This window comes from Brevibacterium jeotgali, assembly GCF_900169175.1.
Classification (GTDB): Bacteria; Actinomycetota; Actinomycetes; order Actinomycetales; family Brevibacteriaceae; genus Brevibacterium; species Brevibacterium jeotgali.
On the sequence record NZ_FXZM01000008.1, the window covers coordinates 50805 to 61957 of the forward strand.

At 71.5% G+C, this 11153-nt stretch carries 9 protein-coding genes; 4 read left to right on the plus strand and 5 right to left on the minus strand.

Annotation, left to right across the window (positions count from 1 at the left end; translation table 11 throughout):
- Positions 1–120 precede the first annotated feature (120 nt).
- The gene (locus BJEO58_RS09120) at positions 121–3930 is read left to right on the plus strand and encodes an FHA domain-containing protein (RefSeq protein WP_101589164.1); all 3810 of its coding nucleotides are present in this window, start codon (positions 121–123) and stop codon (positions 3928–3930) included.
- On the opposite strand, the gene BJEO58_RS09125 is transcribed toward BJEO58_RS09120, so the two are convergent.
- Positions 3890–4921, minus strand: a complete 1032-nt coding sequence (locus tag BJEO58_RS09125) for a GNAT family N-acetyltransferase (RefSeq protein ID WP_101589165.1) — start codon at positions 4919–4921, stop codon at positions 3890–3892. The two genes, BJEO58_RS09120 and BJEO58_RS09125, sit on opposite strands and share 41 nt — an antisense overlap.
- Positions 4922–5042: 121 nt before the next feature.
- On the opposite strand from BJEO58_RS09125, the gene BJEO58_RS09130 reads away from it, so the two are divergent.
- Positions 5043–5864, plus strand: coding sequence for a purine-nucleoside phosphorylase (locus BJEO58_RS09130; RefSeq protein WP_101589166.1), 822 nt, complete (start codon positions 5043–5045; stop codon positions 5862–5864).
- A gap of 4 nt (positions 5865–5868) precedes the next feature.
- Positions 5869–7722, plus strand: coding sequence for a phospho-sugar mutase (locus tag BJEO58_RS09135; RefSeq protein WP_101589167.1), 1854 nt, complete (start codon positions 5869–5871; stop codon positions 7720–7722).
- A 54-nt stretch (positions 7723–7776) separates the two neighbouring features.
- On the opposite strand, the gene BJEO58_RS09140 is transcribed toward BJEO58_RS09135, so the two are convergent.
- The gene (locus BJEO58_RS09140) at positions 7777–8220 is read right to left on the minus strand and encodes a hypothetical protein (protein WP_101589168.1); all 444 of its coding nucleotides are present in this window, start codon (positions 8218–8220) and stop codon (positions 7777–7779) included.
- A complete protein-coding gene (locus BJEO58_RS09145) occupies positions 8207–8401 on the minus strand; it encodes a helix-turn-helix transcriptional regulator (protein WP_101589169.1) in 195 nt (64 codons plus the stop codon). The genes BJEO58_RS09140 and BJEO58_RS09145 overlap by 14 nt, the downstream gene beginning before the upstream one ends.
- Positions 8402–8482: 81 nt before the next feature.
- Between BJEO58_RS09145 and BJEO58_RS09150 the strand changes: the two genes are divergently transcribed.
- Positions 8483–8989: a hypothetical protein gene (locus BJEO58_RS09150; RefSeq protein ID WP_101589170.1), complete on the plus strand. Its 507-nt coding sequence runs from the start codon at positions 8483–8485 to the stop codon at positions 8987–8989.
- Between the two features lie 42 nt (positions 8990–9031).
- Here BJEO58_RS09150 and deoC read toward each other — a convergent pair whose 3' ends face one another.
- Positions 9032–9754, minus strand: a complete 723-nt coding sequence (gene deoC / locus BJEO58_RS09155) for a 2-deoxyribose-5-phosphate aldolase (RefSeq protein ID WP_101589171.1) — start codon at positions 9752–9754, stop codon at positions 9032–9034.
- Positions 9755–9833: 79 nt separating this feature from the next.
- On the minus strand, positions 9834–11120 hold the full coding sequence (locus BJEO58_RS09160) for a thymidine phosphorylase (protein ID WP_101589172.1): 1287 nt from the start codon (positions 11118–11120) through the stop codon (positions 9834–9836).
- Positions 11121–11153: the final 33 nt, after the last annotated feature.

The window sequence follows — 11153 nt, forward strand, 5'->3', positions numbered from 1 at the left end:
TGCACGCGTCACAGGTCACCACCGAGATGCGCCGGCCACCCGCACCCTCGTCTGTGGAACCCGCTGTCCGCATCCACAGGTGCACCGATCGCATTCCCCTCCAGCACGCTCCTGCCGATCATGGATGCCGTGTACTCCGCGATCCTCCACTCCGTCTCCGGGCTCCGGTCGGCCAGCCACCGCATCGCAGCACCCGGGTGGGCGCCTGCGGACCGCGTGCTGCGCGCGGTCCGCGGGGACCGCACCGCCCCATCGACGTCGTCTGCTGTCGATCCCCTCCCGTGGGCGACCTGGGCCGGGTCCCATCCGATCACCGTCGATGCCGCGGGACTCGCGCTGCTCACCCCCACACGGCCCACTCCGGGGGGCCACGCACGGGTCATCGTCCGGTCCGGTCCGGAATCCGGATTCGCGATCGCCGTACCGCGCGGCGAATGGACGCTGGGTCGCGGCGCGGGGCTGGACGTCGATCTCGCGGACCCGTATCTCTCGCGCCGCCCCCTCACCGTCGCGAACGGCCCCGCCGGCATCACCGTGGGCGGAGCACGGCTCCGCTCCGCATCGCTCAGCGATCCGCCGGAGGACCCGCCTCGCTGCATCGTCGGCTCGACGACCCTCACCCTGGTGGACAGCACCGACCAGACGACGATCCGCCACGAGGCCGACCGGGGAACCTCCCCCTCCTCCGAACCCCTCGTGTGGCCGGAGCCCGATGATGTCACGCCGGTCAGGTCGTCCTCCTGGATCGTCTACGCCGCACCGATCGGCATCGGAATCATCCTCGCCCTGGTCATCGGCACGTGGTGGTTCCTCCTCCTCAGCCTCGCGGGGCCTGCGACGGCCGCCGTCACTCTGCGCGTCGAGCGCCGCCGCTTCGCACGCGAGACGGTCCAGTGCCGACGGCGGCACAGACGGGCGGTGAAGCGCACCCTCACAGACCTCGACGCGCAGAGCCGTGAGTTCTCCCGCCGTCTGGACGGGATCGCCTACGGCGGACCGAACAGCGGAGCGGCTGTGCCCCAGCGCGACGAGCTGCTCGTGCTCGGTACCGGTCGCTGCCTCAGCACCGTAGGTGTGCAGCTCCCGCGCGCCCCGGACGAGCGCGCTCGCGCGCGGCGTCGTCTACCGCCCCACCGGCTGGACGGCGACATCGCGCTCCTCATCCTCGAGGACGCGCCGCTCCTCATCTCACGCAGTGCGCGGGTCCGCGTCACGGGACGGTCCGAGCGAGCACACGCGATCGTGCGGTCTCTCGTCGCCGCCCATCTCGCCGCAGGCGGCGGATGCGCCGCTGACGACGCGTTCCCCGAATTCGCAGGCCTCGTCGACCCGGTGGGTTCGTGCCGCGTCTCGCACAGCGCACTGCAGGCGTCATCCACGACGACTCTTGCCGAGGTCTCCTACGAGGTGAGCGGGCCCGAGGCCGACGAGGCACCGCCCGTCGAGATCCTCTGCGGGACTCCTGCACGGCTCGATGCCCTTGCCCGGCCGGGCTCAGACCCAGCCCACGGAGCGCCGTCTCACCGGATCGGTCCCGCGCGCCTCGGCTCGCAGAGCTCCCCAGTCGTCGGCTCACCGCTCAGTGGAGCATTCGACGCCCACCGCCTGCATCGATCGACCTTCCTGCGACTGCTGGACGCGAGGGGCCTCGCAGCGGATGTGCGCGCGCTCGGCCCACTCCACCAGCCCGCGGACTCGTCCACCTCCGTGGGCGACGTCCTCGCGCACTGGGTCGCGGCAGGACGGCCCGGGGCAGGACCGCTGTCGGTTCCGCTGGGGCCTCCTGCGCCGATGCCGGAGGCACCACGGGGCACGCCCGGCCGCAGACGCGGCCGCGGCACCACCGACGCACCGCAGGACGCGGACGCCCGCGTCCGCCCTGCAGATCTGCTCGCTCTGCTCGACCTGCGCACCTCCGGCCCCCACGCACTCGTCGCGGGCACCACCGGCAGCGGCAAATCGGTCCTCCTCGAGGCGTGGCTCGATGCGCTCTGCCGCACCCACGCACCCGATGACGTCCGCCTCGTCCTGCTCGATTTCAAGGGCGGCGCCAGTCTCAGCAGATTCCTCCGCCGTCCGCACACCGACTGCCTGGTCACCGATCTCGACGAACCCGCCGCACTGCGGGCCGTCCGCAGCATCACCGCAGAGATCGGGCGCCGCGAGCGGCATCTGGCGCGCACGGGGTGCCGCGACATCGACGACCTGCTCGAACGCGCCCTGCTCGACCCGGAGGTCCGCAGACTGCCGCGTCTGGTCGTCGTCATCGATGAGTTCCACGTGCTCACCTCACTCAGCCCGCACATCGTCGCGAAGTTCGAGCACCTCACAGCGGTGGGGCGGTCGTTGGGCGTCCACCTCGTGCTGGCGACTCAGCGGCCGTCCGGCGTGGTCTCGGCACGGATGCGGGCGAACATCTCGCTTCGCATCTGCCTGCGGGTCCGGGACGAAGCAGACTCACACGAGGTCCTGGGAATCCCCGACGCCGCATGGCTCGACCCTCACCTGCCCGGGTCCGCGCTCGTGTCCGACGACAGCGGGGTCCGCGCATTCCGCTCCGCGCTTCCCGACGGTCCGGAATCCGCCGCGGCCACCGCGCCGCACGTGACCGTGACGTCTCTGACCGACGCCGCCGAGGTCGTCCTCCCGCTTCCGCTCCGCCCGCCGTCGCCGCCCGTCGTCGCGGACGGGCCTCCGGGACCGCGGCACGATGTCATCGCCCCCGGACTGCCCGATCACCTTCCGCCGGCAGGCACCACGGCCGTCGGCCTCGTCGACCTGCCGGACGAGAACCGCGTGGCACGTGTCGGCTTCTCCGCCGCATCCGGCTCCCTCACGGTCTCCGGCGGCCGAGGCCGCGGCTGGTCGACCGCCGTCGAGGCCTGCGCCCGCGCGTTCCACGCAGCCGGGCTGCCGGTCATCCACCTCAGTCCCCGGGCGGAGGCGCCGCACGTCGACGCTGACGGGATCCTCCGCCTGGGGCATGCGGAGGCCTGGTTGATCGATCACCTCATCGCCGAGTGCGAGCGGATGCGCCGGGCCGTCGTGTGGGCCGTCGACGACTGGGATGAGTTCGCCGCCGCACATCAGACCTCGCCGCGCCTCGATGCGCTCGAACGCCTGCTCACCGGAAGCGCGGGCATGACGTTCGTCGTGTCGGGTCAGCGGCGGGCTCTCGCCCAGCGGCTCTCGCAGACCGCGCAGACACGGATCGTCTTCCCTCCCGCCTCCGAACAGGACGCCGTGTTCTTCGGGCTGAGCGCCTCTCGCTTCTCCGGGGAGTGGCCGCCCGGGCGAGCCGTCATCCTCGGCGAGGCCGCCGTCACCGACAGCCACGAAGGAGCAGACCTGCAGATCACGGAGGATACGGCCCGATCCGACCGGTCCCCGGCTGCGGAATCGGCACGTCCCCACCTCCTGTGGTCGGACTTCACGCCGGCGGAGCCGGGGCCCTCCGCGTCGGACCGGCCGGCCCACGCCGTGCCCATCGGCTGTGATCCGGCCGGAGCCGAGGTCCTGTGGACCCCTGCGGCGGACGGTCACGTGCTCACCGTTCTCATCCCCGCTGCAGAGGAATCCGCTGGCCTCACCGCGTTCGTCGACCACCTGCGTGAGTACGGCACGACCGTCGTCGTCGACCCCGGTGACCCCGCTCAGCGGGCAGCCGCGGATGCTGCTGCGTCGCTGCGCAGGCCGGTGTGCCTCGTCTCCGGTCCCCCACCCGCGTCACGCGTGTCCGGTGCGGACGCAGCCGGACCCACCCTGCTCCTGGGCTCCTGGTCGGCGGACTCTCTGCGCCTGGCAGGGCACGGCGCCCTCGCCCCGATACCTCACCGCGCAGACGCTCACTGGTGGCTCGCAGCCGGAACCGCCACACCGATCCGCCCTCTCACCCCTGAGGGTCGCGCACCAGCGTCGTGTACGCCGTGAGGATCCGCGCGCTGCCTGACGCCAGCAGCTCCTCGAGAAGAGCGGACTCCGTCTCCATCACGTCCGTCACCTCGACCACCACCGGGGTGTCGACCGACAGACGCGCCACGAGCGATCGCAGGTCCTGCATCCCACCGTCCACGCTGCCGATGGTCAGCTCCGTCGCATCCTCACCGCCGCTGACCGCGAAGACGCGGTCGTCGTCCTCGGGGACGACGGATGCTTCCGCCGCCTGCACCTCTGCGTCCTCAGCGCGCTTCTGCGCATACGACACCGCGAAGGCCGTGACAGGCCGCTTGTTGATGTCTGCTCCGGCATCCTCCGCGTCCGGACGCCACAGTGCGGCGCCGTGCGCGCCCGCGGCCTCGGACAGGAAGCGCGTGTTCACCTGGCCGATGCTCATCGGAGCTGCGGGATCCAGCGCGTTGACGCGCTCGTACCAGCCCGCGAACGCCTGTGTCAGGGCGACGGAACCGGTATCGATGACCTGGAGGTCCTCCGCCCGCTCGAGCCCCGCAGAACCCAGCGCGCCGGCATCGATGAGGACGATCCGCGTCGTGAACAGATCCGCGAAGCCCTGCGCGCGTGCGAACGCACCGGCCACGGGGTCGTCCGCGAGGATCCGCGTCCGCAGGCCCAGCCCGTCGAGGGCAGTGCCCGCGGCCTCGGCGACCGCAGCCTCGAGCAGAGCACGACCGACACCGCGGCGTCGCTCCTCCGGCGCCACCTCCACGTGCACCCAGGCGCGACCGGGATGAGCCGGCGACGCGGCGATCGCGGCCGCACCCACGACGACGGAGTCGATCACGGCGACGACAGTGCGGGTGAGGGGAGACTCCCCCGGTTCCCGCAGCAGAGCACGTGCGGCGAGCTGGGCGGGGCTGCCCGGGTCCGGGAGGACCTGGGCGAGCGCACGGTCATCACCGTCTCGCCACGGACGGATGGCGACGGAGCCGGTCGTGCTGGGCTTCTCGGGTGTGCTGGGCGCCATGGGGGCCTCCTGAGCGGGGATGGACGGGCCGGGACTGCGTCGATCCTATCGAGGCACGCCAACCGGTCCGCCGGCGCGATGGGCATGACCCGCCGGCCCCCGCCCGGTACCCTTCGGGAATATGAGCGCACATGACACCGACGCGGCGATGATCACCGCACAGCAGGCCGCCCAGGTACTCGGCGAGGCGGCGGGGATCGAACGCCACGACATCGCCCTCGTCCTGGGCTCCGGATGGGGCGGTGCCGCCGACCTGCTCGGCGAGACCATCGCAGACACCGCCGCCGAGGACGTTCCCGGCTTCCACGCCCCCGCCGTGCCCGGCCACGGCGGCCGGCTGCGGACCATCCGCCTGGAGAACGGCACGCACGCCCTGGTGCTGGGCGCCCGCCGGCACTTCTACGAGGGCCGCGATGCCACCGCCACCGCTCACGGGGTGCGCGTCGCTGCCGCTGCCGGCTGTTCGACGCTCGTCCTCACCAACGGCTGCGGCGGGCTCAATTCCGCGTACTCGGCGGGCTCCGTCGTCCTCCTCGAGGACCACATCAACCTCACCGGCGCCACGCCTCTCACCGGCGCGGACTTCGTCGACCTCACGGACCTCTACTCGTCGCGCCTGCGCGGCGTCGCCCGGGAGATCGACCCGAGCCTGCAGGAGGGCGTCTACGTCCAGTTCTCGGGACCCCAGTACGAGACCCCTGCAGAAGTGCGCATGGCGAAGACACTGGGGGGCGACCTCGTGGGCATGTCGACGGCACTCGAGGCGATCGCGGCCCGTGCGGCAGGACTGGAGATCATGGGGCTGTCGCTCGTGACGAACCTCGCTGCGGGCATCCAGGAGACCCCGCTCAGCCACGAGGAGGTCATCGAGGCGGGCCAGGAGGCAGGACCGCGGATCTCGCAGCTGCTCGCTCGCATCGTCTCGCGCATCTCGGAGGGCTGAGAGGGTGCCTGTTGCCAGCGGCTTCACATCCGGGTTCGATGCGGACGTCGTCCGGGCCTGGATCGCGGACGATCCGGATCCCGTCACCCGCGCCGAGCTCAGCGAACTGCTCGAGGCCGCGACGGCCGAGGCCGGGCCCGCCTCCGCAGAGGCGCTCGCGGACCTCACAGACCGGTTCTCCGGTCCGCTGGAGTTCGGCACGGCGGGCCTGCGCGGCGAGATCGCCGCCGGCCCTCACCGGATGAACCGGGCCGTCGTGATCCGCGCGGCGGCCGGCCTGTCCGCGTTCCTCGCTGACCACATGCAGGACTCCGGACCCGCGATCTCGCAGCCGTTCACCGTCGTCATCGGCTGCGACGCCCGCTACGGGTCCGCCGATTTCGCCCGTGACACCGCCGCGGTCGTCACCGCTGCGGGCGGCCGCGCCCTGCTCCTGCCGGCGAAGCTGCCGACTCCCGTCCTCGCGTTCGCCGTCCAGCACCTCGGCGCGGACGCGGGTGTCATGGTGACCGCTTCCCACAACCCGCCCCGCGACAACGGCTACAAGGTCTATCTGGGGACCCGTCCCCTCATCGCCCTGGACGGGCCGGAGCAGGCCGCCCATGGCACCGGTGCTCAGATCGTGCCGCCCGCAGACGAGCTCATCGCCTCTCGCATCGCCGCCGTCGACGCCGTCGCCTCGGTCCCACGTGCGGACTCAGGCTGGACGTCGCTGGGGTCCGAGGTCGAGACCGCCTACCTCGACTCGCTCACGCGCCTCGGCGCGGAGGCTGTCCCGCGCGGTGCGCTGCGCATCGTCACGACGGCGCTGCACGGAGTCGGCGCGACGACCCTGGCTCGCGCTCTCGGAAAGGCCGGATTCGCCGACGTCCGCCCCGTGGAGTCGCAGCGCGACCCCGACCCGGACTTCCCGACAGTGGCCTTCCCCAACCCGGAGGAGGACGGTGCCCTCGAGGAGGCGACCGCACTGGCGGACCACGTGGACGCGCATCTCATCCTCGCGAACGATCCGGACGCGGACCGCCTGTCCGCCGCTGTCCCCTCCCCCGACGGGTCGGGCTGGTACCAGCTGTCCGGCGACGAGGTCGGCCTCCTCCTGGGTGAGGCGATCGCCCTCAGACTCGCCGAGGCCGCGGCGCCGCTCGAGGACCCGGCCGCGCAGCCCGCCCTCCACCCTGTGTTCGCAAGCTCCGTCGTCTCGTCGCGCGCGCTCGCCGCGCTGGCGGCACGGCACGGCATCGCGCACACCCCGACGCTCACCGGCTTCAAATGGATCTCCCGCGTACCCGGCATCGTGTACGGGTACGAGGAGGCTCTGGGCTACTGCGTGGATCCGGACACGGTCCGGGACAAGGACGGGATCAGCGCCGCACTGCTCTTCGCCGCATACACGTCACGTCTGCGCGCCGCCGGCCGGACGATCCCGGACGAGCTCGCCCGCATCCGGGCGACCGACGGCGTGTTCCGCACCCAGCCGCTCACGTTCCGCCTCGAGGACACCGCCCTCATCGCCGGGGCCGTGGCGACGCTGCGCGCGAACCCTCCCACCCAGCTGGGCGGGTCGCCCGTCACGGAGGTCATCGACATGACCCTGGGATACGGCGACCTTGCCCCCACGGACGGGATCGTCGTCCTCACGCAGGCGGGCGATCGGGCGATCGTGCGGCCGTCGGGGACAGAGCCCAAGCTCAAGTGCTACCTCGAAGCGGTCGAGGACGTCGAGCACGTGGACCCCGCACTCGCCGCGAAGGAACCGGCACGGGCAGATCCTCATGCCCTCGTGGGTCCGGCCTGGGACGTCGCAGGCGCTCGCCTCACGATGATGGCCGCGGACCTGCGCTCCTTCTTCCGGCTCTGAGGCCCGAGCTCGGCAGGCGCCCGCGATCGCCTGCTGCTCCGCCGCAGTCGGCCCTCAGCTGCGGCGGGCCACGACCCAGATGCTGACGCCCCACAGGAGATTGATGGCCATCGCCTGGAGTGCGAGGTAGGTGACGAGCACTGTCTCGGAGCGGAAGAACAGCAGCGCTGCGACGAAGGCCACCATGCTGCCGGTCGCCGCGACATACGCGACGAAGGCGGACGCGGTCCTCAAGACGGCGCGGTCGCGCTCATCGCTGGGCTCGAACACGCTCATGCGCCACAGATCAGACCCGGAGCGTCCACGGCGGGTGAACACGGCGAACGCGTACTGGCACACGGCGGCGACGAGGAAGACCGTGCCGGTCAGCCATGTGTCGTAGAGGAAGAAGAGCACACTGCCCGCGAGGAACAGCAGGGTGAAGACGGCGTTGATCGGTGACACGCGGAATCGCCTCAGCGCTCGACCGCGCGCACCCGATCGCTCATTCGTCGACATCGAAGACCTCCTCCACCGTCTCCCCGAAGAAGCGTGCCAGATGCACCGCCAGCTTCAGCGAGGGGTCGTAGCGCCCCTTCTCCAGAGAGTTGATCGTCTGCCGCGACACTCCGACCTCTGCGGCGAGCGCCTGCTGCGAGAGGCCCCGCTCCGCCCTCAGCTCGCGGATCCGACTGTCCATATGGAAAGCATACTTGACACACGGTCGCATGGTAAAGCACGCTTGACATGAAAGATCCGCTTTCCACCCCTGGGAGACCCCGTGGACCAGCTCGTCGACTTCACCTCTTCACTGCCCGCAGCGCTGCAATGGCTCGGAGTCATGCTCATCGGCGCGATCCCGTTCGTCGAGTCGTACCTGGGATCCGCGATCGGCGTGCTGGTCGGGGTCCCCGTACCCATCGCGATCCTCGCGGCGATCGTCGGCAACGCCGTGTGCATGTTCGTCCTCGTCGTCCTGGCGGACGCGGGACGGCAGAAGGCCGTCGCCGTCCGCGCGGCGAAGGGCGAGACCGCCGCGGCCGATCTCGAGCGCACAGAGACGCGGTCCCGCAAGCAGGAGAAGGTCAAGCGCGCCTTCGACCGGTTCGGCGTCCCCGGTGTGAGCCTGCTGGGGCAGTGGGTCCTGCCGAGTCAGATCACGTCCGCGATGATGGTGGGCTTCGGTGCCAGCAGGAACGCGGTCATCGTCTGGCAGATCGTGGGGATCACACTCTGGGGCATCGGCTTCGGCGTGCTCGCCGCTCTCGGGGTGAATCTGCTCCGGTGAACCCGCTCCGGTGGATCTGCACCGGTCGACCCGCGCGGGCCTTCAGCCCGCCAGCTGGTCGAGTATGGCCTTCGAACCGGAGAGGCCCAGGCGGGACGCACCTGCTTCGAGCATCTGCTGCGCCGCTTCGAGCGTCCGGATCCCTCCGGAGGCCTTGACGCCCAGCCGGTCCCCGACCGTCTCGCGCATGAGGGCGACGGCGTGGGCGCTCGCGCCGCCCGACGGGTGGAAGCCCGTCGACGTCTTCACGTAGTGCGCACCCGCGGCCTCGGACCTGCGGCAGGCCTCGACGACCTCGTCGTCCGTGAGCGCGGCGGACTCGAGGATGACCTTGACGATCGCGGCACCGTCCGCCGCGGCTTCGGGACCGTCCGCCTCGGGCAGCCCCTGCTCACGGGCCGCAGCGGCGACTGCACCCACGACCCCGCGGACGTCCGCCTCGAACAGGTCCCACGCACCGTCCTTGACGAGGCCCAGGTTCACGACCATGTCGACCTCCCGGGCACCGTCGGCCACAGCGCGCGCGGCCTCGGCGGCCTTGACGCTGCTCTGCACGGCGCCGGAGGGGAACCCGCACACCGTGGCGACGACGAGTCCGCCTGTGTCCGCGAGCGGCAGTGCGGACGGTGACACGCACACGGCGAGCACTCCCAGCTCCCGGGCATCGGCGACGAGCCCCGCGAAGGCCGAGGACGAGGACTCCGGCTTGAGCAGGGTGTGGTCGATGCGTGCGGCGAGATCCGCTGCGGTGGCGGCGTGGGTCATCGTGTCTCCTCGGGAGCGATTCAGTGTGCGACGGGGGCGGACGGAACGGGGGTGCGTGCGAGTCATCATCGCACGCGGATCAGCTCACACGATCGAGGATCACGGAGCCGCGACTCCGCGCAGCGTTCCCGTCGATGATCGTCGCGCCGTCGAGCACGTCGACAGCGCGCTCGAACCGCTCCGGGTCGTCCGTATGGAGTGTGAAGAGGGGCTCCCCGTCGACGATCGCCTCGCCCACCGTCTTGTGGATCTCGATGCCCGCGCCCGCCTGGATCGTGTCGCCCTTGTAGGCACGGCCCGCGCCCAGTCGCCACGAGGCATAGCCCACGCGCAGTGCGTCCATCTCCGTGATGACGCCGGACTTCGTCGCCCGCACGTACTGGCGCTCCCGCGCGGTCGGCAGAGGCGCGTCGGGGTCGCCGCCCTGCGCGGAGATCATCCGCCTCCACATGTCCAGCGCACGCCCGTCGTGGAGCGCGGCGGCGACGTCGGGCTCGCCCTGCCCTGCGCGGAACACCATCTCCCGTGCGAGCTCGACGGTCAGCTCCACGACATCAGGGGGCCCGCCGCCGGCGAGCACCTCGAGCGATTCGCGCACCTCCAGGGCATTGCCGACGGTGCGGCCCAGAGGCGCGGACATGTCGGTGATGAGCGCGGACGTGCGCACACCCGCGGCGGTGCCGAGCTCGACCATCGTGCGCGCGAGTTCCTGCGCGTCGGCGAGCCGCTTCATGAACGCACCGGACCCCACCTTGACGTCGAGCACCAGCGTCCCGGTGCCCTCCGCGATCTTCTTCGCCATGATCGACGAGGCGATGAGCGGGATCGAATCGACGGTGGCCGTGATGTCGCGCAGCGCGTAGAGCTTCTTGTCCGCCCGGGCCAGGTCGGTGCCCGCCGCGCAGATGACCGCGCCCGGTTCTTCGAGCTGCGTGCGGATCTCCTCGTTCGTGAGGTCCGCCCGCCAGCCGGGGATCGACTCGAGCTTGTCGAGGGTGCCGCCCGTGTGTCCGAGTCCGCGTCCCGACAGCTGCGGGACGGCGACCCCGAAGACCGCGACGAGCGGTGCGAGCGGCAGCGTGATCTTGTCGCCCACGCCGCCGGTGGAGTGCTTGTCCGCGGTGGGCTTCGACAGCGTCCCGAAGTCCATGCGCTCGCCGGAGGCGATCATCGCACGGGTCCACTGCCGCGTCTCCCGAGGGCCCATCCCGCGGATCCGGATCGCCATCGCGAGGGCCGCCATCTGCTCGTCGCCCACGCCGCCGTGCGTATAGGCGTCCAGCACCCAGTCGATCTGATCGGGGCTCAGCGTGCCGCCGTCACGCTTGATCCTGATGATGTCCACTGCATCGAAACGCTCGACCATGACTGTCCTTCCGTCGGAGCTGTGCCCGTCAGC